21 protein-coding genes are annotated in these 23,425 nt (G+C 72.1%); 5 read left to right on the plus strand and 16 right to left on the minus strand.

The features are described 5' to 3' along the window. Positions 1 to 17 precede the first annotated feature (17 nt). On the plus strand, positions 18 to 1,037 hold the full coding sequence (locus ACWCQM_RS04825) for a hypothetical protein (RefSeq protein WP_450913917.1): 1,020 nt from the start codon (positions 18 to 20) through the stop codon (positions 1,035 to 1,037). 49 nt (positions 1,038 to 1,086) lie between these two features. Here ACWCQM_RS04825 and ACWCQM_RS04830 read toward each other — a convergent pair whose 3' ends face one another. Next, the gene (locus tag ACWCQM_RS04830; RefSeq protein WP_450913918.1) at positions 1,087 to 1,470 is read right to left on the minus strand and encodes a winged helix-turn-helix transcriptional regulator; all 384 of its coding nucleotides are present in this window, start codon (positions 1,468 to 1,470) and stop codon (positions 1,087 to 1,089) included. 128 nt (positions 1,471 to 1,598) lie between these two features. On the opposite strand from ACWCQM_RS04830, the gene ACWCQM_RS04835 reads away from it, so the two are divergent. Continuing rightward, positions 1,599 to 2,006, plus strand: coding sequence for a RidA family protein (locus ACWCQM_RS04835; protein ID WP_450913919.1), 408 nt, complete (start codon positions 1,599 to 1,601; stop codon positions 2,004 to 2,006). Positions 2,007 to 2,199: 193 nt separating this feature from the next. Here the strand turns inward: ACWCQM_RS04835 and ACWCQM_RS04840 are convergent, their stop codons facing one another. The 14 genes from ACWCQM_RS04840 to ACWCQM_RS04905 all read right to left on the minus strand — a co-directional run bounded on the left by ACWCQM_RS04840 (position 2,200) and on the right by ACWCQM_RS04905 (position 17,201). Next, the gene (locus ACWCQM_RS04840) at positions 2,200 to 2,952 is read right to left on the minus strand and encodes a metallophosphoesterase (RefSeq protein WP_450913920.1); all 753 of its coding nucleotides are present in this window, start codon (positions 2,950 to 2,952) and stop codon (positions 2,200 to 2,202) included. Then, positions 2,949 to 3,941 carry an EamA family transporter gene (locus ACWCQM_RS04845; protein WP_450913921.1) on the minus strand — a complete coding sequence of 331 codons (993 nt, stop codon included), beginning with the start codon at positions 3,939 to 3,941 and terminating at the stop codon, positions 2,949 to 2,951. The genes ACWCQM_RS04840 and ACWCQM_RS04845 overlap by 4 nt, the downstream gene beginning before the upstream one ends. Next, positions 3,931 to 5,190: an ATP-grasp domain-containing protein gene (locus ACWCQM_RS04850; protein WP_450913922.1), complete on the minus strand. Its 1,260-nt coding sequence runs from the start codon at positions 5,188 to 5,190 to the stop codon at positions 3,931 to 3,933. The genes ACWCQM_RS04845 and ACWCQM_RS04850 overlap by 11 nt, the downstream gene beginning before the upstream one ends. A gap of 76 nt (positions 5,191 to 5,266) precedes the next feature. Further along, positions 5,267 to 6,628: a cation:proton antiporter gene (locus ACWCQM_RS04855; protein ID WP_450913923.1), complete on the minus strand. Its 1,362-nt coding sequence runs from the start codon at positions 6,626 to 6,628 to the stop codon at positions 5,267 to 5,269. Then, positions 6,615 to 7,142 (minus strand): dCTP deaminase, encoded by a 528-nt coding sequence (locus tag ACWCQM_RS04860; RefSeq protein ID WP_450913924.1) that lies wholly within the window; start codon positions 7,140 to 7,142, stop codon positions 6,615 to 6,617. Before ACWCQM_RS04860 ends, ACWCQM_RS04855 begins: the two co-directional genes overlap by 14 nt. Next, positions 7,139 to 7,699 carry a hypothetical protein gene (locus tag ACWCQM_RS04865; protein ID WP_450913925.1) on the minus strand — a complete coding sequence of 187 codons (561 nt, stop codon included), beginning with the start codon at positions 7,697 to 7,699 and terminating at the stop codon, positions 7,139 to 7,141. The genes ACWCQM_RS04860 and ACWCQM_RS04865 overlap by 4 nt, the downstream gene beginning before the upstream one ends. After that, positions 7,696 to 8,769 carry a hypothetical protein gene (locus ACWCQM_RS04870; RefSeq protein ID WP_450913926.1) on the minus strand — a complete coding sequence of 358 codons (1,074 nt, stop codon included), beginning with the start codon at positions 8,767 to 8,769 and terminating at the stop codon, positions 7,696 to 7,698. The genes ACWCQM_RS04865 and ACWCQM_RS04870 overlap by 4 nt, the downstream gene beginning before the upstream one ends. A gap of 2 nt (positions 8,770 to 8,771) precedes the next feature. Continuing rightward, the gene (locus tag ACWCQM_RS04875) at positions 8,772 to 9,221 is read right to left on the minus strand and encodes a type II toxin-antitoxin system RatA family toxin (protein ID WP_450913927.1); all 450 of its coding nucleotides are present in this window, start codon (positions 9,219 to 9,221) and stop codon (positions 8,772 to 8,774) included. 29 nt (positions 9,222 to 9,250) lie between these two features. After that, a complete protein-coding gene (locus tag ACWCQM_RS04880; protein WP_450913928.1) occupies positions 9,251 to 9,826 on the minus strand; it encodes a DUF6031 family protein in 576 nt (191 codons plus the stop codon). 35 nt (positions 9,827 to 9,861) lie between these two features. Then, a complete protein-coding gene (locus tag ACWCQM_RS04885; RefSeq protein ID WP_450913929.1) occupies positions 9,862 to 10,971 on the minus strand; it encodes a DUF6001 family protein in 1,110 nt (369 codons plus the stop codon). Positions 10,972 to 10,976: 5 nt separating this feature from the next. Further along, entirely contained in the window at positions 10,977 to 12,668 is a 1,692-nt protein-coding gene (locus ACWCQM_RS04890; protein ID WP_450913930.1) for an alkaline phosphatase family protein, read from the minus strand. Beyond that, positions 12,665 to 13,447, minus strand: coding sequence for an HAD hydrolase-like protein (locus tag ACWCQM_RS04895; RefSeq protein WP_450913931.1), 783 nt, complete (start codon positions 13,445 to 13,447; stop codon positions 12,665 to 12,667). Before ACWCQM_RS04895 ends, ACWCQM_RS04890 begins: the two co-directional genes overlap by 4 nt. Further along, positions 13,444 to 14,694, minus strand: a complete 1,251-nt coding sequence (locus ACWCQM_RS04900) for a hypothetical protein (protein WP_450913932.1) — start codon at positions 14,692 to 14,694, stop codon at positions 13,444 to 13,446. Before ACWCQM_RS04900 ends, ACWCQM_RS04895 begins: the two co-directional genes overlap by 4 nt. Then, a complete protein-coding gene (locus ACWCQM_RS04905) occupies positions 14,691 to 17,201 on the minus strand; it encodes a dCTP deaminase domain-containing protein (protein WP_450913933.1) in 2,511 nt (836 codons plus the stop codon). The genes ACWCQM_RS04900 and ACWCQM_RS04905 overlap by 4 nt, the downstream gene beginning before the upstream one ends. A gap of 517 nt (positions 17,202 to 17,718) precedes the next feature. Between ACWCQM_RS04905 and ACWCQM_RS04910 the strand changes: the two genes are divergently transcribed. From ACWCQM_RS04910 to ACWCQM_RS04920, 3 genes are all read left to right on the plus strand, one after another. Beyond that, a complete protein-coding gene (locus ACWCQM_RS04910) occupies positions 17,719 to 18,594 on the plus strand; it encodes a LuxR C-terminal-related transcriptional regulator (protein ID WP_450913934.1) in 876 nt (291 codons plus the stop codon). Between the two features lie 74 nt (positions 18,595 to 18,668). Continuing rightward, entirely contained in the window at positions 18,669 to 19,817 is a 1,149-nt protein-coding gene (locus ACWCQM_RS04915; protein ID WP_450913935.1) for a serine hydrolase domain-containing protein, read from the plus strand. Between the two features lie 257 nt (positions 19,818 to 20,074). Then, on the plus strand, positions 20,075 to 23,131 hold the full coding sequence (locus ACWCQM_RS04920; RefSeq protein ID WP_450913936.1) for an AfsR/SARP family transcriptional regulator: 3,057 nt from the start codon (positions 20,075 to 20,077) through the stop codon (positions 23,129 to 23,131). Between the two features lie 17 nt (positions 23,132 to 23,148). On the opposite strand, the gene ACWCQM_RS04925 is transcribed toward ACWCQM_RS04920, so the two are convergent. After that, a complete protein-coding gene (locus ACWCQM_RS04925; RefSeq protein ID WP_450913937.1) occupies positions 23,149 to 23,340 on the minus strand; it encodes a hypothetical protein in 192 nt (63 codons plus the stop codon). Positions 23,341 to 23,425 lie beyond the last annotated feature (85 nt).

Below are 23,425 nucleotides of genomic sequence, written 5' to 3' on the forward strand. Positions count from 1 at the left end.
GAGAGAAGAGCCGAACCATGCCCGAACACGAGCGACTTGACCGTGGTGCGGTGGCCGCCCGTGGCGCCAGGGCCCGTACGCCCGGGCGGACGGGTCTGCGCCGGTCGCACGCCGGGGTGAATCCGGCTTCCCCTGAGCTGCTCACCGCGTCGCAGGTGGCCGCCGTGCAGAACTCGGTGGGAAACACCGCCTTCCGGAAGAGCCTTCAGGCCGGAGCAGGGGCCGGAGCAGGGGCCGGGGCCGGGGCCGGTGTCCCGGTGCAGCGCGCCTTCGAGCCGGACCCGCAGAAGAGGCTCGACGCGTGGATCGGGAAGACGGACGCGCGGGACAAGGACGCCGACTCGGGTGGAATGGCCAAGAGGTCGTCCGCGCTGAGCGCCCTCGGGCGGAAGGTCCCGGACCGGATGATCGAGATCAGCGAACAGTCCACGGACTACAAGCCCGACCCGACCGATTCCTCGGGGAAGCCGCCGCTCGCGGGCGGGGCGTTCAGGAACCTCTTCGGGAAGGACGACAACGGCTCCTTCGCGGTGATGATGGAGAACTACCGCCAGAGCAAGGACAGGGTGGACGAGGACACCGGGGAAGTGATCAAGGCTCCCGCCTACACCGCGAGCGACGTCTTCCTCAACCAGTGGACCGCGGCTCATTCGGTGCTCGACGAGGACGGCCTCAAGGGCAACAAGCTGAACAAGGCGGTCAAGCAGTCCCTGACGGCCCCGAAGGACGCCTCGACCGGGACCCCCGACAAGCTGCCGGACCAGATCTACCGGCAGAACATCTCAGGGGCAGAGGCCAAGAAGGTCCTGGGCGGCATCCTCGGTGACCGGTCCAGGATGACCTTCACCGAGAACAGCGACGACTACCGCAGCGTGATGGCCACCGTGAACGGAAAGATGACCCTCAATCAGGTGAAGACTCACAACGCGGTGAAGGGCCTCCCCCCGGAGCGTGAACACTTCATCTCCGGTGGGGAGTTGACCAAGGACGGCAACGGCAACTTCCACATGCGCTTCGACATAGGCCGCCGCGGCTGACCGGAGCCCCGGGCCGTTCCCGTGAACGGCCGGCGCCCGGTCCGTGACGTCAGTCGCCGTCGAAGCCCCGCCGGGCCGCCTCGATGTGACCGAGGTTCCGGTGGGTCCACTCACACATCACGTCGACCGTCTTCCGCAGCCCCTGACCGGGCTCCGTCAGGGTGTACTCGACCTTCGGCGGGACCGTCGGGTACACGGTCCGTCCGACGAGGCCGTTGCGCTCCAGCATGCGCAGGTTCTGGGTGAGCATCTTGTGGCTGATCCCCTCGACCGCGCCCCGTAGCTCACTGAAGCGCAGGGTGCCGTCGCCCAGGGCCTCGATGATCAGGAGCGCCCACTTGTTGGCGACGTCCGAGAAGATCTCCCGGGCCAGCGAATCCGCGCGCCTCAGGTCGGCCTGCTCGTCCGGCGTGCCGCTGAACTGCTTGGTCACCTTCTGGTTCCCCTGTCACTGGAAAGTGCGTTCTTCCACGTCAGGACTGACTCTCCTACGGTTTCCCAGTAACCACAAGAGAGCACGTGCCGTCCCTGCCGGGACGGTGCGGCGAGGAGGCGGACAGCATGGCCATCACCCTGACGAACCCCCCGGGACTGCCGGAGACCGGTGTCTACGGGCAGGTGTCGGTCGCGACCGGTTCGAAGCTGGTCTTCGTCGCCGGGCAGGTCGCCTGGGACGGCGACGGCGTCACGGTCGGCGAGGGCGACCTGGCGGCCCAGGTCGAGCAGTGCTACGTCAACGTCGCCACCGCGCTGGCGGGCGTCGGCGCCACCTTCGACGACGTGGCGAAGCTGAACGTGCACGTCGTCGACTGGACCCCGGACAAGATGCCCCTGCTCCTGGAGGGGATCTCCCGGGCGTCCGCCCGGCTGGGGACCACCCCGACGCCGCCGGCCACCCTGCTGGGCGTCGCCGCGCTGGACATCCCCGAGCACATGGTCGAGGTCGAGGCCACCGCCGTCATCGACTGACGGTCAGGTCCGGGCCGGCTCCTGAACAGTGCGACCCGCAGGAAGTCCTCGCCGAGACGAGGGGAGCCGGCCGGCGGAGGGGCCGGAGGGGGTTCGGGCGGGGGCGCCGGGGTGTGTTTCCCGGCCCCCGCCGCCGACGCGGGTCCACGGCGGCCCGGACGCGCACGCTCCCCGGAGCGCCTGGGAGCCGGCGTCACACCACGCGGACGTGGCTCGTGAGCCTGCCGCCCTCGTAGTGGTGGAACGTGAGCGCGGGCGGGGCGGCGTGGGTCTTCCAGGAGGTGTCCGGGCCCTGCTCCCACGGCATCAGGGCCGTCGAGGCGATGCCGGGGGCGCACAGGAGCGGGAGGCCGGCGAAGGTGGTCGCGGCGGCTGTGTGGGCGTGCCCGCAGAGCACCGCCGCCACCTGCGGATGGCGCCCGAGGACCGCCGCCAGGCCGTCCGGCCCGCGCAGTCCGATGCGGTCGATGTACGGCAGGCCGAGGGCCGCCGGGGGGTGGTGAAAGGCGACGAGGGCCGGGGCGGCGGGGGCGGAGGCGAGCGTGGCGTCCAGCCAGTCCAGCGTCTCCTGCGCCAGCATGCCCTCGGGCCGCCCGGGGACCGAGGAGTCGCACATCAGCACCCGGATCCCGTCCGGACCGACCGCCCGGACCTCGTTGACCGGGGCCGTGCCCCTTTCGCCGAGCAGCACCTCCCGGTACTCCGCCCGGGAGTCGTGGTTGCCCGGGCACAGCAGCACGGGGTGCCGCTCGTACAGCGGGGCGAGGAGGCGGCGGGCCTGCCGGTACTCCTCGGCGGTGCCCCGGTCGGCGATGTCCCCGGTGATCAGCACGGCGTCCACCGTGCCGGGCAGCCCGGTCAGGTGGGAGACCGCCCGCCGGGTGCGCCCGGCGGTCTCCTCGGTGCCGTCCAGGTGCAGATCGCTGAGGTGGGCCAGGACCGTCACGTCTTCGCCTCCGCCTCGGCCTCCGCCCGCGCCGCCAGGTCCTGTCCCGCCTTCCCGGCCTCCTCCCGTCTGCCCGCACGCCAGCGGGCCCACGTGCCCAGGCACATGGCCAGGGAGATCGTCAGGACCCCGAGGAGGGTGTCCTGCGACTGGTGCAGGCGCGGATCGACGTACTGGACGACGTAGGTGATCACCAGGTTCGTCCCGAACAGCATCGAGACCGTGATCGGCTCGGTCCGGACGATGCCCTGCTGGAGCAGGTACAGCGAGATGATCACGCCGACCAGGCTGATGGCGAGGATCGCGCCGATGTTGCCCGGGGAGTACGGGCCGAAGCTGTCCCGCGCCACCAGCATGGCGAACGTCGCGACGATGAGGACGACGAACCGGGAGGCCATCATCTGTCTGACCGACATCCCCGCGTCCCCGAGGCGTTTGGTGTAGTAGGTCACCCCGGAGAGCGAGACGGTCGTCAGCACGCACATCACGACTCCGAAGACCAGCTGCCCGGTGGGCACGTCCCCGATGGCGGACTCCCCGTGGGAGGCCGTGACCAGCAGGTAGACCATGGCGGCGATCATCCCGCCGGCGGCGGCGAGTTCGAGTGGCAGCGCCTTCGTGCCGGGGCGCAGCTTGAAGCCCAGGGCGATGGTGACGGCCGGCCCCAGACCGATGATCATCGAGTTGGCGAGGGCCGGTTCGAAGACGGTGAAGGCGTACAGCACAGCGATCCAGCAGACCGCGGTGGACACGTTGAGCATCACCACGTCCGGCAGACAGCGCCTGATCACGGCCCGGAGCCCCCGCTTGTCGCGCAGGGTCAGGAAGTAGAAGGCCTGGGCCACCACGAAGGAGTTGAAGGCGATGAACTCCGGCGAGAGGTCCTGGACCAGCGCGCCCTCGAAGACCGACTTGGTCGAGTTGATGACGCAGTAGCCCAGCACCAGGAGCGGGCCCGCGGCCAGGGCGAGGCGGCGGTCAGACGACATCGTAGAAACCCTCCCCGTCCAGGTGGCGCGCCGTCATGTAGTCGTGTGTGACGACCCCCTCCACCTCGTGCAGGAGGTGCACCAGCATCGGGTACGTCATGTCGTTCACCGTCCGGGCGATCTCCTCGCCGGGCCGTACCTTCAGCAGCACGTCGTGGAAGCTCTCCAGCGCCCGCACGTCCGCCAGCTTCGGGAAGTCGACGAGCTTGCCGGACTCCGGGGCGACCATGTTGACGCAGACCGCGTGCCGGGCCACCTCGTACCCCGTGCGCCGGCGGGCCTCGAAGGACTCCGGGTCGGTGTACGCCCGCACGGTCCACTCCAGCTGGCTCTCACCGATGGCCGCCCGGGTCAGCAGCGGGAGCATCGCCCCGCACACCCGGGCGCCCGTCTCGACCAGCCGGGGGCCCTGCGGGGTCAGCTTCAGCTCGGTGTGCGCCGGACCGTTACGGATACCGAGGGCGTCCAGCACCGAGAACGCGTACTCCGTCAGCAGGTCCTGCTCCGGCCCCCGGCGGACCATCAGCGCCGACCCGCCGAGCAGGTCCCGTACCCCGTTGACCCCGAGGTGCTGGGTCTTCCACAGGTCGCACACGTAGTGCGTGCCGTCCAGGCTGACCGAGTTGACGTAGTACTCGGCGCCCACCAGGTACTCCTGGGCCACCACGGCGTCGTTGCGCAGGCCGAGCGCGCTGTCCGCGCCGACGAGCCTCTCGAAGGCCGCCCGCACCTCGCCGGCCGTGCCGCAGAAGGACACCCCGTCGTTCAGCGCGCTGCGGACCGGCTTGAGGACCACCGTGCGGTCGGACGGGCCGTACCAGTCCAGCAGCGTGTCCAGGTCGGTGGCGAGGACCTGGTCCGCGACCGGCACCCCGGCAGCCCTGACGGTCTCCACCATGCGGAACTTGTCCCGCCGGGCGACGCTCAGCGCGGTGCCGTTGGTCCGCAGCCCCAGCGCCTCGCTGAGCACGTCCGCCAGCTCGACCCCGATCTCCGCCCCCGGCAGCAGGCAGACCGGCGCGTACGGGGCGAGGGCCTCCAGGGTCCGGGCCGTGTCGCCCTGGTGGACCACCGTGGCGACGAAGTCGCCGGGCCGGAAGGTCGAGGCGAAGACGGAGGGAGGCCGCTCCAGGCTCTGCACGTGCAGACAGTCGTAGCCGGCGTCGTGGAAGAGGGGGGCGAGGTGGCTGGCGGTCGAGTAGGCGTCGACGATCGCGACGACCGGCCTGCTGCTCTGGGGGTTGCTCACGCGAGGAGTCCTTTACCGGTGGGGTGGGGCGGAGGAGTGCGGTGACCGGGGCGGATCGGGACGACGCCGGAAGGCGTCAGCCCGTCCTGGCGTCCACGGGCGGCGCCTTCGTGTCCGGGGTGTCCTGCCGCCGCGGCACGAAGGCGGCGTCCGTGTCGAAGGACCCCCGTGCGACAGCCCGTTCGAGCCACCAGCCGGCCATCTGCGAGGTGACGATCGCGGTCAGCACCAGGGTCGTGAAGAGTGAGGCGTTGACGATGCCCGCGTCGAAGGAGACCGTGGCCAGCACGATGCCCGGGCCGCCCCGCGCGTTCAGGGCGATCGCGAGATCGAGGGACTCGGACGGCGGCTTGTCCGAGAACCGGGCCCCGGCGTACGCGCTCGTGGCCTTCGCCAGGCAGGCCACCAGGATGAAACCGAGCGTGAACCACAGGTCGAAGGAGTGCACCAGGTCCAGCTTCAGGCCGACCGTCGCGAAGTAGACGGGGATGAAGAAGCCGGTGGCGAACCCCCGCAGCTGGCCCAGCGGGTCGTCGTGGCCGCCCGCGCCGCGGCCCCCGGTCAGCCCGGACAGCAGGCCCACGACGAACGCTCCGAACATCGGGGCCACCCCGAGGAAGACACAGCTCGCGGACACCGCCAGCAGCACGGCCATCCGCACCGCCACCGAGGCCGAGGGCCGCGCGGCGGCACCCGCCCTGCCACGCGACCGGCGCCGTACCGCCATGGCGCCCAGCGTCATCAGCCCGAAGAAGGCCACCGAGGCCACCGAGTGGTAGGCGGCCGAGGCGTTGGCAGACTCGATGCCCAGGACGTGCGCCAGACCGAAGCCGCCCTCCCCGCCCCCGGCGACCATGCCGAGCGCCACCGAGAGGACCACGTTCAGGATGATGTCCTCGACCACCGCGATCGAGAGCACCACCCGGGCGAACCGGGTCCGGATGATGCCGAGATCGAGCATGATCCGTGAGATCACCGGGATGCTCGTCACCGCGATCGCGCAGGCCACGACCAGGGTCAGCGCGGACACGTCGCCGGCTGGACCGAGCAGGTCCTCGGTGTCGACCGCCTTCACGGCCAGCAGACCGATGGCGAACGGCACCGCCATGCCGGCCAGGGCGATCACCGCGACGGACCGGCCGTCGTGCCGGGAGAAGACCCGCCGCATCTCGGCCCCGGCCGTGAACATCAGCAGGAGCATCCCGAGCTGCTGGACCAGCGCGATCCCCGAGGCGACCGGCCCCTCCCCGGGGAACAGCCAGTCCTCCGTCCCGGGCAGCACCTGCCCCAGCACCGTCGGCCCCAGCAGGAGACCGCCGAGGATCTCGCCGATCACGGGCGGCTGACGGAAGCGGGCGAAGAGCCTGCCCACGGCGTGCGCCGCGAACAGCAGCAGTGCGAGTGCCAGCAGGACCCGGAACAGCTCAGTCTGGGACATGGGCGTCCAGACTGAACCGTGAGGCGACGGCCGACGTGGATCCGGTGTACTTGCCGTCGTAGCCCGTCGGTTCGCCCTGCATGGACCAGAAGGCCAGCTTCCCGACGACCATCCCCGGGTAGACCCGCACCGGGTGCGCGACCTTCATCTCCAGGGTCCACGGGAAGACCGCCCCGCTGTGCCCGAGCGGCGCGGAGAACTGGATCCAGATGCCCAGCGTCGACGCGGACCGGCAGGCGTAGAGGGTGGCCGCGTAGTGCGGGCTGCCCATGGCCTCCATGGTGCCGCCGAGGTAGAAGCGCCCCGGCTCCAGGACCATCCCCTCGGGTCCCATCTTCAGGTGCTCGGCCTTCGGCGGTTCGAAGCAGTCGATCACGTCCTGCCCGTACCGGAGGATGTCGTCGGCGAGCCGGAAGCCGTAGCTGTTCGGCTCCAGCCGGTCCGGGTCGAAATCGTCGATGTGGATCCGTCCGGCACGTACCTCGGACAGGATCTCGGGCCCGCTCAGGATCACAGCCAGCTCCCCAGCAGCGTGTGCACGGCGGACCGGTACGCGTCCAGGTCCCCGCTGTTGTCGATCACGGCGTCCGGGGTGATCAGGTCGATCTCCCGGGTCGAACCGTCGGCGCGGGAGAGGTCGCCCCGGCCGTCCAGACGACTGAGACGCAGCTCCTCGTCGCAGGTGACGCGCAGGACCCGGAAGCCCCGTCCGCGCAGGGCCGGGGCGTCCACGTGCGGATCGCGCAGGTCGTCGTTGACGACGACCCGGGCGTCGGTGTCCGCGAGCCGCGCCGCGAAGTCGGCGGCGAGCGCGTCGGGGCGGATGCGCCGCATCGCGCCCGCGACCGCCTCCATCAGGACCTGGTCCTGCGCCCCCTCGGCGAGCGGGGCCCCGGCCCTCCGGTAGACCTCCGCCTGGAGGTCGTAGAGGGGCGCGGCGAGCTTGAGCCGTGCGTGGGTCAGCCCCTTGTCCCGCGCGTACTCCTCCACGAGGGAGGCACAGGTGGACTTGCCGGACCCGGTCAGGCCCACGACGGATATCCGCAGCGAGGTGCCCCCGCCCGCCGTCATCGCGCGTCCGCCCCGCCGGAGGTACGGCCCAGCACGGCGTCCGGGTCGACGTCGAGGGTGCCGCGCAGCCGCACCATGTCCACGGACCCGAGGGCCGTGCGCAGGTCCGCCAGGCCCCGGTAGAAGGCCGTGTAGTCGGGGACGAGGTAGGTCTGCCAGGTGAAGAACGTGGTGTCGACCTGACGGTCCACGATCTTGTTCAGATGCGCCCAGCGCTCGTTGCCGTCGGTCAGGTGCCGCACGCTCAGCGGCTCCCCGGGGACGACCTCCGGCAGCAGCAGGGCCGCCAGCCGCTTGGGCGCTCCGGTGAACTCCGCGCCGAGCCAGGACTCGAACACGTCGGGGTCCATGAGGACCTTGTGGCCCGGCTCGTACGTGTCGATCAGCGCGTCGACGTCCTCGCGGACCATCTTCTCCAGACGGGCGTCCGCCCGGATCGTGCCGACCCCCACGTAGGGGTAGTCGCGCCAGGGGTGGACGAGGACCCGCCCGTCCTCGATCGTGCAGAACAGCTTGTCCCCGGTGAAGTACTCCCAGCCCGGCCGACGCAGGGCGGACAGCAGGGTGGTGGTCTTCCCCGCCCCCTTCGGACCGGCGATGATCACCGCCTCGCCGTCGCGGTGCAGACCGGAGGCGTGCAGCACCACGGTCCCGAGGCCCTCCTCGTGCCGGATCACGAGGTCGCGCACGAAGTCGAGGACCTGCACCGTGGACCGCTCGGTGATCCGGACCAGGAAGGAGGTGTCCTCCGCCGTGTCGGACGGGGCGTCGAGCAGGGTGGCCCGGTTGACGTACTGCCGGCGGCCCCCGGTGTCGACCACGTGCGCGTCGAAGTTGAACTCGGCCGCGTTGCTGCGCCGGATGACCGACTGCGGCAGGTCCCAGACCTCCGGGGCGACGTCGGTGTCCGGGGCGTAGGAGCGTACGTCGACGGAGAAGGTCACGTCCCCGGCCGGCTCCGGGTCCATCAGGTGCCGGAAGAAGCGATGGACCGGCGCGAACGCGGGCTCCGCGTCCTCGGCCACGTCGAACCGCACGGTCGTGTGGAGGAAGTTCAGGTGGACACGCATGCTCAGGTCGCTCTCTTCTCCGCGGCGCAGGCCGTGAGGGTGCGCAGCAGCTCGTCGGCGTGGGCCCGGAAGGACTGGGACCAGATGGGGTCGAGCAGGGGCGCGAGACCGTCCACGCCCAGTTCGAAGTCCACGGACAGTGAGACACGGGTGCCGGAGCCGGCCGCGTCCAGCGACCACGCGCCGGACAGCCTCTCCAGGTCACCCGCGGTCTGCTCGAAGCACAGCCGCAGACCGGGCCCGGCCGCCTCCCGCTGCCGCCAGGTCACCTCACTGCCGTTGAGCAGCACCGTCCACTCGTGGACGCGGAAATCCCGGCCCGGCTCGGGCACGGGGCTGACCGCCACCACGTGCCGGGCGTGGGACGCGATGCGCGAACTGTCCTTGACCCAGGCCCACACCTCGTCCGGGGTACGACCCTCAATCAGCGTCTCCGCCTGAATCTCAGGCATGTGCACCTCACTTCTCCGTCGCGGACGGTTCAGGCGGCCTTCATGAGCGGGGCCAGGAATCCGATGTCGAGCCCGGCGGCGCGGGCCAGATCCGCCCAGACCCGCAGGGTCCGCAGCATGTCCCGCTGCCCCTCGGCGACGAGCCGGTCGGGCAGCTCGCCGGGGAAGCCCTCCAGCAGCCGGCCCCACAGCACGTGGATGTCGTCCACCGCGCAGGTGTCACCGCCGAACTCCTCGTGCAGACCGAAGACCCCGGCCAGCTCGGGGCCGGTGGCGTCGGCCACCTCACGCATCCCGTACTCGAGGGCCAGTGCCAGGCAGTGCGCGTCGTCCACGGGCGCCCGTCCCGACAGCCGCTGGTCGATGTCGAGGAGCTGCTCCAGGAAGCGGAGCTTCGCGGCCTGCTGCATCTGCGGCTGCTCGGTGCCCCCTTCGAGGTCCTCGACGTACGCCCGTCCCTCGGCGAGCATCAGCCACGCGGCCTGCACCCAGACCTCGACGGACTGCGGGCCCGCCATGACGTGCCCGGCCCGCACCGACGGGAAGGGCGTGAGCTCCAGGGCGCCGCGCTCCGTGCGCGTCGCCCCGCCGCGGTCGTCGCTCATGTCGTGCCGGCTCCTGTCCGTCGTGGTGTGTTCCGTCATCGCGCCGCCTCCTCGTCCCGGTAACCGATCCGCAGCCGGGCCGCGCCCGCCCGCAGCGCCCGCAGCAGGGAGGCGGCGGCCGGCGCGTCGAGCGCCGTCAGCTCGTCCAGATCCACGGGCGAGGAGGTGAACGGCAGTTCCGACCCGGCGCGCACGCCGGGCAGCACCACGCCGCCGTCCGCTCCCATCAGGAGCGAGGCGCCCGGCAGGAAGTCCTTGACCTGGCCGGTGAGTTCGACGCCGACCGTGACGGCGCGGGCGGTGCCCGTCGCCCGGAGCGTCTCCAGGACCAGCTCCGCGTACGGCGCGGCCAGCGGCTCCCGCGCCCTGCCGGGGCGGAGGAAGGTGTGGACGTCCCCGCGGAGCCGCTCCAGGCCCCGGGCCACCGCCCGCAGAGTCTCGTCGTGCCATCCGCCCTCCGCCATCAGACGCGTCCAGCGCAGCACGTACCACTTGCGCGTGGTGTACACGTCGCCCTGGTGCGAGAGCAGGCCGTCCATGAGGTGCAGCAGCACGTTGTAGGCGTAGCCGACCCGCCCCCGGGTCTCGCCCGCGGCCTCGGCCAGCGCCGTGTGCGCGACCTGCTCGACCGCGGTGTGCAGCGAGGCGCGGCACCAGACGCGGGCGAGGGCGGGCAGCGCGTCCAGGTAGGGCGCGGTGCCGTCCATCGCGATGCCGTTGACGATGCGCTCGGTCTGCTTGCGGCGGGGCTCGCGCTGCTTGTCCCAGGCACGGAAGCCGGCCACGGTTCCGTCGGCGGAGAGCCCGGCGAGGCGCTCCAGCTCGGCCAGGTTGGAGGCGAGCTCCGTCTCGCTGAAGGAGACGACCTCCAGGTGGTGGCCGCCCTCGAAGATCTTGGTGGATATCCGGGGCCCGTCGATGGCCTCCTTCTGAATCCGGATGAAGTCCAGGTCGCTCGTCGCGTTGGCCAGTCCGTGGACCGGTGAGCTGGTGAGCAGCAGCAGTCCGTCGCCGACGCGCTCCCGCATCAGCTCCGACAGCCACAGCGGGTCCAGGCCCCGGCCCTCCAGGAAGGCCGTCACCTCCCCGTGGCGGCGGGCCGTCAGCGCGTCGGCGGAGAGGGAGTGGGGAAAGGGGGAGGGCATGGCCTTCATCCTTCGTCGGTCGGTTCGAGAGGGCCGGTCCGGTACAGGGCCGCGGCGTCCGGGCCCAGCCCGAGCTGACCGAGGACCAGGGCGGCCACCAGGGTGTTGTCGACGGGCCACGCCGGGGTTGCGGGGCCGATGCCGGGGCCGACCGCCGCATGGATCGCGTGGAGCCTGCTGTCACCGGTGTTGACGACATGGGCCCCGGTCTTGGCCACCCGCCGCACCGTCGGCCCCTCGCCCAGCAGCTGGGCACTGGGCTGGTAGTCGTCGGCCAGGGCGACGTACGCCACCTCGGCGTCGGCCTGCGCACCGCTGAGGGGGGCGCCGTCGCGGTCGAGGAAGCCGGCCACCACCGGGAGGCCCGTCTCGGGGTCGGTGATCGAGGACAGCGCCTCCCTGGCACGCGACATCACCCGGCTGACCCGCGCGGGGTCCTCCGCGGTGTCCTCGGTGACCCACAGGGAGCCGTTGTTCGCCGGGTGGTAGAAGACCTGGGAGCCCTCCGGGTCGAGGCCCCCGTCGAAGTCGCGGGCCGCGAGGCCGGCGTCGACCAGCCGGTCGTTGAGGTGCACCAGGTGGGTGCTGCCGACCATCCCGTGGTCGGCCCCGAGCACCACGGTGTCCTCCGGCCCGGCCCGGTCGAGGACCCGGCCGAGGATCGCGTCCGACCAGGCGTAGCAGCGCCTGATGTACGACCACACCCGGGCGGAGATGTCCGGGCGGTGGGCCGCGCTCCGCTCGTCGCACCAGCCCAGGAGCTCGTGGCCCACGTCGTCGGTCATCGGCAGGTAGACGACGACCAGGTCCGCGTCGTGCGTCTCCAGGACCGCCTCGGCGGCCGCGCCGAACGACCGGGCGACGCATTCCACCGAGGAGAGGAAGACCTCCTCGGCCGTCCCGTCCCCGCCCTCGGCAAGCCGGGGCCCGAACTCCGCCTTGCGGTAGAGCGGGCCCAGTCCCTCGCCCGCGAAGGGCGGGCACTGACCGAAGCGGTGCAGCAGCTTGGGGTTGCGTCCCGCGGTGCGCGCCCGGTACACCCCCGTGTGCACCAGCACCAGCCGGCCGGCCACCCGGAGGCAGCGCACCCAGGTCCCGTGGTACCGGTCCAGCTCCAGGGGCCGCCACCCCTCGTCCGCCACGAGCAGCATCCGCTCGCCGCCGCTGAGCCGCACCCGCGCCACGCCGTCCGCGTCGTGCTCGACGGCGGCCTCCAGGCGGAACGGCCCGACGTCCCACCGCTGTGACCCCGACCGGGACTCCAGCCTGAGCAGCGCGTGCCTGGTCAGCCGGCCGCTGTACGCCTCCACGGCGCCGTCGACGTGCGGTCCGACGCGGTCCTGGGCGCCGAAGACCCAGGGCACGTGCACCAGGGCGCTGGTCAGGTCGTTCTCGGACATCGCCTCCCACACCGGCGGCGTCGCCGGGAAGCCCGGGGAGAAGCCGCTGACATGGCTGGCCACACCGTCGCCCGCCCCCGGCACGGTGAATCCGGTGACCAGGTGCTCCGCCGGCCACGTGCCGGTGAACAGGGTCGCGAGGGAGGGCGGGGTCTGGCAGTTGGGGCGCGCGGGCCGTGCGGCGCCGAAGACACCGCGCCGCCGCATCCGGGTCACGGCGGGCAGCGCGCCCTCACGCTCCAGGCGGTCCACCACCCAGTGTGCCCCCGCGTCCCAGACCACCCAGTAGACGGTCACCGGGCGCCCCACTCCCGTACGAGCTGCTCCAGTCCCGCCACGGAGTCCAGCTCCCGGGTGGCCCGCCCGGTCAGCCCTTCGGCCCGCTGGTCCTCGTACTTGCCCGTGCGCACCTGCACGGTCCGGCATCCGGCTGCGAGCCCGCCGGCGATGTCCGTCGTGGCGTCGTCGCCGACCACCACGCACGCGGAGGGCGGCACGCCCAGGGACGCGGCGGCGAGGGCGAAGAAGTCGGTGGACGGCTTCCCCAGCACCCTGGCCTCGGCCCCGGAGGCGTACGCGACGGCCGCGACCACCGCCCCCGTGTCGAGGTGGTCCCCGTCGGCCCGCTTGAAGTAGCGCCCCGTCTGGAGCGCGAGCAGCACGGCCCCGTCGCGTACGGCCCTGAAGGCCCCGTCGAGGGCCGCGTAGTCCAGGGTGTCCCGGCAGTCGCCGATCAGGACGTGGGTGTACGGGGGCGCGTCGGCCAGGGTCGGCAGCACCCCGCGCAGCTCCCGTGAGACCAGGGGGTAGGTGCGGGCACCGGCGGCGGACAGCAGGCGCGCGGCCGCCACCACCGGTGTGAAGAGCTCCTCCGCCGCCACGTCCAGTCCGTGACCGGCCAGGTCGTCCCGGATCCGCTCGGCGGACGTGGAGTCGGTGTTGGTCAGGAAGCGCAGCCCCACGCCCAGCCTGCGCAGGCCGGCGACCGCGTCGGCCGCGCCCTCGATCGCCGCTCCCCGGGCGTACAGGGTGCCCTCCAGGTCGAGCAGGACCGCCCGCACCGCACCGTCCGTCATCGGGTGACCTTCCGGGCCAGCCCGGGCCTGGCCGCGACGGCGTCCTTGAGAAACGTCCGCTTGGAGTAGAAGCCGCGTGTGTCGTTCAGCCCGTGCGCCCGCAGGAAGCCCTCCAGCCAGAGGGCGATCCCCTCCATCTCGACCAGCACCTCGTCCGGGTCGGGTTCGACGGCGACCCGGCTGCGCAGGTACTCCAGCTCGCACTGGTTGAGGGTCACCTCGCGGGCCTCGACCAGGCTGCAGTGGTCGAAGAAGATCCCGTACACGTGCCCGGTGCGCACCGACTCGAAGTTCACGTCGTAGCGGACCCGCCGGAAGGAGGGCAGACGGACGGCCTCTACCTTCAGCTCCTCCAGGATGTGGCGCTCGAAACCGCCGTCGTCCGCCAGGTCGAGTCCGTAGGTGTGGCTCTCGCGGCGGTCGAAGGTGTCCTCCGCGTACCACTTCCGCTTGAGCAGGTGCTTGCCGTCGGTGGTGGGGATGAAGGAGGCGTAGCCGAGCTCGGCCTCGGTGGGGCCGGTGACCTCGAAGAGGTGGTTGAGGTAGTCCCAGGCCTGGTACTCGTCCCGGTACTCCATGATGTAGCCGGGCAGTCCGCCCTCCAGCAGGTTCTGGTACAGCTCGACCGTCGTCGTCCACACGTCGACCGGTGGGGCGAGGGTGTACTTGTACTCGAGTTCCCGGCCGGTGAAGCACTTGCGGTAGTAGCGCTGGTGGTTGTTGAGGAAGAGGAAGCCCTCCGCGTGCAGCCGGACCGCGTCCGGCAGCCACCCGAGCGTCTCGACGTCCGCGGTGGCCACGGGCTCGGGGGTGATCCGGATGAAGCAGGCGTCCTCGGCGAGGAAACGGATCTGGCTGTGCACGTGGGCCCGTCCGCCGTCCGCGGTGACGTAGAAGAGCGGGACCACGGGGCCGGCGGGCCTGCCGGTGAGCCCGGTGACCGCCTCGCGCAGGGGGCCTCCCACCCGCATGCCGGGGAAGAGCTCGTCCCCGCGGGCCTTCCCGGTGACGCGGCGCGTGGCGTCGACCGTGCGGGCCGCCAGCTCCACCGTGCCGAGTGCGTCCCAGCGCAGGACGACGGTGTTGCTCGGGAAGTCCGCCTCCACCGGGGCGCCGAGCTCCACGAGGACCACTGGGTCGTCACCCGACAGCGGGGCCGTGCCGTTGAGAAGGTGCAGCCCGCCCAGGACCAGCCAGGACCGGCGTCCGCCCGCCTCGGGGGCGGCGGTTGCGGTGGTGTCGCTCACGGTCGTTCTCCCTTGTGGCCGGTCGTGGCGACCGTGCCGTCACTGATCACTGCCTCGGTCCCCGAGATCCCCTCGGCGGTCACCGCCGGGATCCCCGCCTCGCGCAGCAGGATCGCCAGGTGCCCCAGCGCGGAGCCCCGGTCGAAGACGAATCCGGCGACGTGGTCGAGCAGGACGGAGAGCACCGCGTACGGCCGTGCGGCGCTGATCACCGGCTTCTCGTCGTACGAGGCGACGAGTTCCAGGACGCGCGCCAGCCCTTCGTGCTCGGTGACGTCCTGGGACTTGTCGATGCTCACGGCCGGGCCGATGGAGAGGCGCCGCAGCAGCGCGTCGTCGTCCAGGCGCAGGAGCGGACCCCGGGCGGTGCCGGGGGAGATGCAGACCTCGCCCCGGGTGACCGAGACGGTGTCGTCGCCGCCGAGCACGGAGTAGTCGACGAAGTACAGGGTGCCCCGGTCGAAGACCCACTCCAGGGTCACCGGCCCGTGCTCGGCGTGCATGGCCGCCGTGAAGTCGGCGAGTTCGCCGAGGTGAGGCAGGAGGACCTCGCCGCCGGCGGGGCAGGTCACGTTCGCCGCGTCGTCGAATCCCGCCGTCACGTCCGTGACGATGACGGCCTCCCCGCCGGCGGTCCCGCGGTTCAGGGCCATCAGGCCCTCGGCGGTGTACTCGACGACCAGGCCGCTCGCGCCCGCCCTGCGGGAGATCACACCGAGCTCGCCCCGTATGAAGTCGCGTACGAGGACCGTGTGCAGGGCGGTGCCGTCCGCGGTCACCCCGGTGGTGACGGCCAGTTGGCGCGCCACCTCCTCCTTGGGCACGACGATCTGTCGCAGGGTGTCGCCGAAGTCCAGGACACACTCGTCGGTGCCGCCCGAGAGCGTGTCGGTCAGGGCCGCCCCGCCCTCGGCGCCGTGCAGGCCCCGCCCGTTGAAGCGCAGGACCCAGCCCGCCCCTGTGGACACGCCGTGCGCGTGCGCCAGCCGGTGGGCGGGCCCGCGCTTGGCGGTGTACCCGCTGTGGACGGCGGCGACGGCGCCGAGGTGGAATCCGGCGGGGAGGTCCTCGGTGTACAGCCGGTACGCCTCGATGACCGGTTCCGCCGAGGCAGCCGAGACGTCCCGTGACGCGGTGAGCGGGCGCACCTGGACGAGGTGGACGCCGTCGGCGTCGGCCGCCCACTCGACGTCCACGTCGTGCCCGCGGTCCTCGCGCAGGCGCCGCGCCAGGTCCACGACCTCGGTGAGGACGCCGTGTTCGGCCGTACCGCCGGACGGCTCCCCGGCGAGTTCCGCCGAGTCGGTGCGCCGGGGCACGGCCACACCGGAGACGAGCTCGTCGGCGAGACCCTCGACGTACTCCACCGACACCGTGTCCCCGTCGCCGTCCAGGCCGGTGAACGCCACGCCCGCGAGGTCCGGGCGCACGAGTCTCTGCACGATGACGGCCAGGCGCGGCAGCGGGGAGAAGAGGCCGGCCCGGATGCGGGCGGCGACCGCCGGCGCCTCGTAGTAGGAGCGCCAGCACTGCTCGACGGCGTCGATGACGGCGTCCGCCCCGCCGACGCCCAGGACCGTACGGTGGATCCCGGCGAGGCTGGAGCCCTCCGTGTCCTCGTCCAGGCCCGAGGACCGCACGGCCAGTTCGGTCTCCACGCCCTCCCGGGCGGGGAACACCTCGTTCAGACGGGCGGTCAGCAGAGTGCGGGCGGAGTCGGGGACGCGTATCTCGGCCCCGATCTTGTGGATCTTCGCCACGGAGTCGGTGAAGAAGGCGCCCACGGTGGCCTTCAGATCGCCGAAGGCGTCGGCGAGAGCGGTGTTCTGCTCGGCGGTGAGCGCGTCGGTGAACTCGCCGGCGGGGACGCAGAAGGCGGCCGGGACACGGAAGTCGTGGCTGGACGCGGCGAGCTGGGCGAACTTCGGCCCCACCTCGTTCCCGTCGATGCTCGCGCCGAGCCCGGGGAACCGCTGGCGGGCGAACTGCTTGTCGAAGTCGACGTGGATGGCGCTGGAGCGGGGGCCGACGGAGCCCTGGTACTTGCCGTCGTAGAGGACGATCTCGCCCTGCGGACGCCACCACATCATCTGACCGATGTTGATGCCGGAATACACCCGGACCCGGTTCATCGTGTAGAGCTGCAGCGTCCACTGGCCCGTGTAGCCGATGTCGCCGAGGCTCGCGGACAGGTTGATGAAGAGCCCGAGCCGGGCGATCGAGGAGCGTGCCGCGAAGGTCGGCGCGTAGTGCTCACTGCCCAGGACCTCGATGGTGTGGGCGAGATAGAGGCGGCCGGGCTCCAGGACGTAGCCGTCGTCCGGAATCACGATCTCTTCGAAGTCGTTCGTGAGCCGGGCGTCCAGCGGAGTGCCCCGGTAGGTCCGCAGGGTCTTTCCGAGCCGGAAGTTGTAGCTGTTGGGGTTGACCTGCTCCGGAGTGAACGGCTCGATGGTGATGCGGCCGTTCGTCCGTTCCCGCTCGATCTCGGCACCGGTCAGAATCATGGGCGTCCCGTTCGCTCGTTCTCGGCAGAAGGTGGGGAAGAGCTCCGGAGGGCCGGCTCGGAGGGCGGCCCGAAAAGGGGCGTCAGCCCCAGCCGGTGTCGGAGTCGGCGACCGTGAGCGGGTACGCCCCGCCGAGGATGCCGGGTGTCTCGGTCATGCCGCCGCCGATGAGAAGCGCCTCGCGCAAAGCCTTATTCACACTGCCTTCTTCACCCGTGAGTTGATTCCTGTTCACCCCCGCACCGTGCACACTTCTTTGGGCGACGGGATGGCGGGATGAATCACCATGCCAGAGCTTGCAGAGACATGAGTGGGCACAATGGATCAGCAAGCTGCATGGCAGCTTGCTGCCACGCCATGGAGTGGGGGAATGATGGGAAAAATCGCCAATGCGGACATAGAGGGAACCCCGGAGGCAATCCCGCGGGCGGTGTATGAATATGCACTGCATTGCGCCGCGGGAAATGCATTTTCGGCCAATTCCATCGGCCTTCGTACGGGCCTGCCGCCCGCCCAGGTGAGCGACGCCGTGCGGCAGCTGCGCGATCTGGGCCTCCTGCGGGACGGCCCCGGGGGCGAACTCCGGGCGGTGGCACCGGAACAGGCCGTGGACGGGGTCGTCGGTCCCCTCGACCGCGACATCCGTACCCGGCGCGCCCTCGCCGAACGGAAGCGGGAGTCCATCATGGCCTTCCTCCCGGTCTTCGAGGCGAGCGCCTACTCCCGGGAGCGGGAGCGGGGGTTCGAGGTGCTGGAGGACCTCTGCGAGGTCCGCGCGGTCATCGCCGACCTGGCAGCGCGGGCCCGCACCGAGATCCTCACGGCGCAGCCGGGAGGGAGCCGGGACGAGGGGAGCCTCAAGGAAGCGGAGCCCCGGGACCGGGAGGTGCTGGACCGGGGGGTGCGGATGCGCGTCCTCTACCAGCACACCGCCCGCTCCAGCTCCGGCACGGCGGTCCACATCGACCGGATGCTGGAACTGGGGGCGCAGGTACGGACCCTGGACGACCACTTCAGCCGTCTCCTCGTCTTCGACGCGGAGACGGCCATCATCTCCCTCCCCGCCAACTCCCTGGGCGCGGTGGTGGTCCGGGAGCCGCACACGGTCGCCTTCATCGTGGAGACGTACGAGCGGCTGTGGCTGTCGGCCGATCCCTGTACGGTCACCGCCGGTGCCCGGGCGGGGGTCGCCGGCGACGTGAGGCAGGCCATCGTCCGCCTCCTCGTGGAGGGGATGACGGACGCGTCCATCGCCACTCGCCTGGGAATGTCGGTGCGGACCTGCCGCCGCCACATCGCGGAACTCATGGAGGAGCTGGGAGCCCAGAGCCGCTTTCAGGCGGGTTACCTGCTAGCGTCCCCGCCCAGCGGGACCGACGATGCGCACGCGTAGGGGCGTCGGCATGCCTCCGCGACCATCCGGGCAGAACTGAACGACCGCATCCGCATGGAACGACAGGGAGAGGCATGCTGACGAGCGACCGTGAGGGCACGGTGCACGGAGAGGTCCACGCCGGATTCGAGGGTGTGCGGGAGGCATTCGCGCACGTGGTGCGGGAGCAGCCCCTGCCGACCGGGCAGCAGCTGGTGATCCACCGCGACGGGGTACGCCTCGTGGACCTCTGGGCCGGCCCAGAGGTGGACGGCACCACGCTGACCGGGGTGTTCTCGGTGAGCAAGGGCGCGGCGCACATCGTCGTGGCCCTGCTCGTCCAGGACGGCGTGCTCGACCTGGACCGCGCGGTCTCCGCGTACTGGCCCGAGTTCGGCCAGGCCGGGAAGGAGCGGGTCACGCTGCGTCAGCTGCTCGCGCACCAGGCGGGCGTGGTCGGTGTCGACGAGGTGTTCACCGTCGAGGAGCTGGCCGACGACGCGCTCATGGCGGGCCGCCTCGCCGCCCAGGCCCCCTACTGGACCCCCGGCACGGGGTTCGGTTACCACGGCCTCGTCATAGCCGCCCTCACGGGCGAGGTCGTCCGCAGGGCCACCGGGCGGAGTCTGCAGGACTGGTGGGAGCTGCGCGTCCGCCGTCCGCGCGACGCCGACTTCTTCCTGGGGCTTCCCGAGGAACTGGAGCCGCGCTACCTGCCCGTGACGCCGGCGGTGCCCGGGCCGGGGACGGAGGAGCCCGCGCCGGAGCCGCGCAGGCTCGCGGAGATCGCCTTCAGCACCGTCCACCTCCCGGACCTGTCCGTCTTCCCCAACATCCGCCGGACCCGCGCCCTCGGCCAGGGATCGGCGGGCGGCGTGGCCTCCGCCCGGGGAGTGGCGGACGTCTACGCGGCGGTCATCGGCGTTCTGGACGGCAGTCCGGCGCTGCTCGACCCCGACACGATCGAGACGTTCAGCCGCGTCCACTCGCGGGGCACCGACCTGGTGGGCGGCGGCGAGAGCTGTTTCGCCCTGGGGTTCCAGGCGCTCGGCGAGCGGTACGCGGCGCTCGGCCCGGACGCCTTCGGCCACGGCGGTGCCGCCGGGGCGATGGCCTTCGCGAGCCCCGCCCTGGGGCTGTCGTACGCGTACCTCCGCAGCCGGTTCGCGCTGGGGGACAGCGCGGACAAGGAGAACACCCTGCTGATCGACGAGGCGGTCGCGGCCGTCCGCGCACTGGAGTAGCGCCGCGGCGGGCGCCCTTCGTCCGGCCCGCCCGGCGCACCCGGGCGGGCCGGACGCGCCACCGTCACGAGCGGTGAGGGCGGCCCGCTCCCGGCACCCGGGCGCGGGGCGGACTTCGCGGCCGGTCGCCCCGCGGCACGGGATCCGTCCACCGGGAGGCGGCATTCTGTTTCCCACCTGTCCAGACCGACGAGACACCACCATCGACCGCGCGGCGCCCCACAAGAGGTCCCGCCCGGTCCCACACGGGGCGAGGCATGCAGACAGAAGACACGGAACCACCGAGAGCACCCCACGCGCGAGACCTGCGCTTCCGGATCCTCGGGCCTCTGGAGGCCTCCGCCGACGGGACGAGGCTGCCGTTGGGCGGAGCGGTCCAGGAGCGGGTGCTCTCCGTCCTGCTCCTGGAGCCCGGCCGGGTGGTGCCCATGCCCCGTCTCATCGAGGCGGCCTGGGAGAACGACCCACCGACGACCGCCTCGCACCAGGTGCGCAAGGCCGTCTCCGACCTGCGGCGCCGCATACCCGGCGACGGGATCATCTCCACCGAGGGCAGCGGCTACCGCATCACCGTGTCCGCCGCCCAGCTCGACCTGCTGGAGTTCAACGACCGGGTCCGGTCCGCGGAGGCGGCCCTGCGCGAGGATCGCAGCCCCGACGCCGCCGCCGAGCTGGAGGCCGCTCTCGCGCTGTGGCACGGGGCGGTCCTCTCCGGACAGGGCGGAGCGGTCATCGAGTCGGCTGCCACGGTGCTGGAGGAGCGCCGGCTCGTGGCCACGGAAGAACTCTTCGACCTGCGGCTGGGCCTCGGTCTCAGCGGCGAACTGGTGGCCGACCTCAGGACCGTGGTCGCCGCGCACCCGCTCCGGGAGACCTTCCACGGCCATCTGATGCTCGCCCTGTACCGCACCGGGCGGAAGGCCGAGGCGCTGAACGAGTACGCCCTGGTCCGCGAGGTCCTCGCCGACCAGCTGGGCGTGGACCCCGGCCCCCCGCTGGCCAGGCTCTACGAGGACATCCTGCGCGACGAACCCGGACTGCTCCTGGCGTCGCAGCAGCCGCCGCCCGTCCAGGAGAGACCCCCGGCCCGGCCGCTCACGGTCTGCACCCTGCCCCAGCCGCTGTCCGACTTCACCGGCCGGCACAGGGAACTGACCGAGCTGCTGGGCTACGCCCTCGCCGCCGGCTCCGGCGACCGCGACACCCGGGTCGTGGCCGTCGACGGCATGGGCGGCTCGGGGAAGACCTCGCTCGCCGTATGGGCCGCGCACCACCTCGCCGACCGGTACCCCGACGGCCAGCTCTACGTGGACCTGCGCGGATTCACCCCGGGCGAGCAGCCCCCGGTGTCGCCCGGCGCGGCGCTCGACCACCTGCTGCGGTCCTTCGGTGTCAGCGACGAGCGCATACCCGGCGACACCGAGGCCAGGGCCCATCTGTGGCGGGCGACCGTCGCCGGCCGCCGGCTGCTGCTCCTCCTGGACAACGCGGCCCACGCCGAACAGGTCATCCCGGTGCTCGCCGCGTCGCCCGGCTGCCTGGTCCTGATCACGAGCCGTTCCCGGCTGCTGGACCTCGACGGGGTCAGCTGGGTGTCCGTCGGCCTGATGACGCCTCAGGACAGTGCCGCCCTGGTCGCGGCGACGCTCGGCGCGGACCGGGTCGAGGCCGAACCCGAGTCGGCCGCCGAACTGGCCGAGCTCTGCGGGCACCTCCCCCTCGCCCTGCGCATCGCCACCGCCCGCCTGCGCAACCGTTCCTCCTGGACGCTGCGCTACCTCGCCGAACGCCTCCGGGACGAGACCCGGAGGCTCGACGAGCTCCGCTCCCCGCAGCGCAGCGTCTCGGCGACCCTGCACCTGTCGTACATGGCGCTCGACGAGGGTCAGCGGTCGGCCTTCCGCACCCTCGGACTCCACCCGAGCACCGGGATCGACGTCCACTCGGCGGCCGCCGTCCTCGGCACCGACATCCACGACGCCGAGTCGACGCTGGAGATGCTGCTCGACATGCGCCTGGTGCAGCAGCCGGGGGTCGGCGTCTACACCCTGCACGACCTGGTCCGCAGCTTCGCCCGGAGCCTGTTCGGGCCCGGGACGGCGGAGCAGGACTCGGCGGCCGTGGAGCGGCTGCTCGGCTACTACCTCACGGCGACGGACGTCGCCTGCCAGACCCTCTTCCCCGGCCGGGAGCAGCGCGGCACCGGCCTGGCACCGTACGAGGGCAGCCTGCCGTCCCTGGAGGACGCCGAGGACGCGCGCGCCTGGTTCGACCGCGAACACAGCGGGCTGCTGGCGGCGGTCTCCCTGGCGGAGCTGCACCGGCTGCACCGCCACACCGTCTGCCTCACCCGCAACCTCAGCTTCCACCTGAACGCCCGAGGCCAGTTCGACGAGATGTGGACCGTCTGCCGGACCGCGCTGGCCGCGGCCCGGGGGCTGGACGACGCACAGCTCCTCTGCGTCACCCTGTCGAACGTCGGAGTGGCCTGCTGGAAGGTGGGCCGGTTCGAGAGCGGCCTGGAGGCCGCGCAGGAGGCCAGGGAGGTCGCCGTCGCCCTCGGGGACCGGCGCATCCAGGCCCACAGCGAGTCGACCATCGGCCTCCTCGCCTCCATGCTCGGCCGCTACGAGGAGGCGCTCACCCTGCTGAGCGAGGCCGTGGACAGGTCGAGGAAGCTGGGAGCCACCCGCGCGGAGGCCGAGGGGCTGTCCACGCTGTCCACGCTGTACGAGAAGTGGGGCCGTTACGCCGAGGCCGCCCGGACCGCCCGCCGGTCCCTGGAGATCAGCCGCTCGCTCGGCTACCACGGCAATTTGGTCATGTCGCTCACGGACCTCGCCTTCGCCCAGGTGGGTCTCGGCGAGCTGGAGGAGGCCGACGCGAGCCTGGAGGAGGCGCGCCGGCTGAGCGAGCTGCGCACGGCGCCCGGGGACGTCGGCCTGGTGCTGGCCCTCTCGGCCCGCGTGGCGCACGCCCGGGGGAGGACCGCCGACGCGGAGGGCTTCGCCGTACGGGCGCTGGAACTGTCACGTACCGGGGCGACCCCGGTGCGGCTGGCGGAGGTGGAGAACATCATCGGCCACCTGCGGTGCGCGCTGGGCGACCACACGGCCGCCCTCGAACTGCACCGCCACGCCCACCGTGCCGCCGTGGACATGGGCTTCCGCTCGGAGGAGGCGTCCGGGCTGTCCGGTATGGCCCGGGCCCTGGAAGCGCTCGGCGACAGGGAGGCCGCCGAGGAGTACCTGGCCGAGGCCGACCGTCTCTACGCGTTCATGGGCGTCCGGAACCCGCGGAGCGTGTCCGCCTGACCCGGACCTCCGCGGCGTCAGGGGGAGACGGGCGGGGTGGCGGGGCCGGCGTTCGTGGCGAGGACCACCGTGGCACCGGCCGTGCCGCTGTCGGACACGTCGTTGCCGGAGACCACGGTGAGTGCCAGGCCGGTCATCAGCAGCGCCGCGATCACGCCGGCGACGCCACGGGAGGTGCGGACCGGGCCGGCGTTCAGGTTCTCGCTCATTTTTCTGCTCCTGGGAAGGTGTTCGGGGCGGGGTGAGCGGCCCGGTTGTTCCGGCCCGCTCTCGATGGACCCCAAGGTGCCCGGA

It is taken from the genome of Streptomyces sp. NPDC002125 (assembly GCF_053593715.1).

Coding starts and splice junctions, on each gene's coding strand:
- ACWCQM_RS04825 (WP_450913917.1), top strand. CDS start 18: ATGCCCGAACACGAGCGACTTGACCGTGGTGCGGTGGCCGCCCGTGGC.
- ACWCQM_RS04835 (WP_450913919.1), top strand. CDS start 1,599: ATGGCCATCACCCTGACGAACCCCCCGGGACTGCCGGAGACCGGTGTC.
- ACWCQM_RS04845 (WP_450913921.1), bottom strand. CDS start 3,941: ATGTCGTCTGACCGCCGCCTCGCCCTGGCCGCGGGCCCGCTCCTGGTG.
- ACWCQM_RS04855 (WP_450913923.1), bottom strand. CDS start 6,628: ATGTCCCAGACTGAGCTGTTCCGGGTCCTGCTGGCACTCGCACTGCTG.
- ACWCQM_RS04865 (WP_450913925.1), bottom strand. CDS start 7,699: ATGACGGCGGGCGGGGGCACCTCGCTGCGGATATCCGTCGTGGGCCTG.
- ACWCQM_RS04870 (WP_450913926.1), bottom strand. CDS start 8,769: ATGCGTGTCCACCTGAACTTCCTCCACACGACCGTGCGGTTCGACGTG.
- ACWCQM_RS04875 (WP_450913927.1), bottom strand. CDS start 9,221: ATGCCTGAGATTCAGGCGGAGACGCTGATTGAGGGTCGTACCCCGGAC.
- ACWCQM_RS04880 (WP_450913928.1), bottom strand. CDS start 9,826: ATGAGCGACGACCGCGGCGGGGCGACGCGCACGGAGCGCGGCGCCCTG.
- ACWCQM_RS04885 (WP_450913929.1), bottom strand. CDS start 10,971: ATGCCCTCCCCCTTTCCCCACTCCCTCTCCGCCGACGCGCTGACGGCC.
- ACWCQM_RS04895 (WP_450913931.1), bottom strand. CDS start 13,447: ATGACGGACGGTGCGGTGCGGGCGGTCCTGCTCGACCTGGAGGGCACC.
- ACWCQM_RS04905 (WP_450913933.1), bottom strand. CDS start 17,201: ATGATTCTGACCGGTGCCGAGATCGAGCGGGAACGGACGAACGGCCGC.
- ACWCQM_RS04915 (WP_450913935.1), top strand. CDS start 18,669: ATGCTGACGAGCGACCGTGAGGGCACGGTGCACGGAGAGGTCCACGCC.
- ACWCQM_RS04920 (WP_450913936.1), top strand. CDS start 20,075: ATGCAGACAGAAGACACGGAACCACCGAGAGCACCCCACGCGCGAGAC.
- ACWCQM_RS04925 (WP_450913937.1), bottom strand. CDS start 23,340: ATGAGCGAGAACCTGAACGCCGGCCCGGTCCGCACCTCCCGTGGCGTC.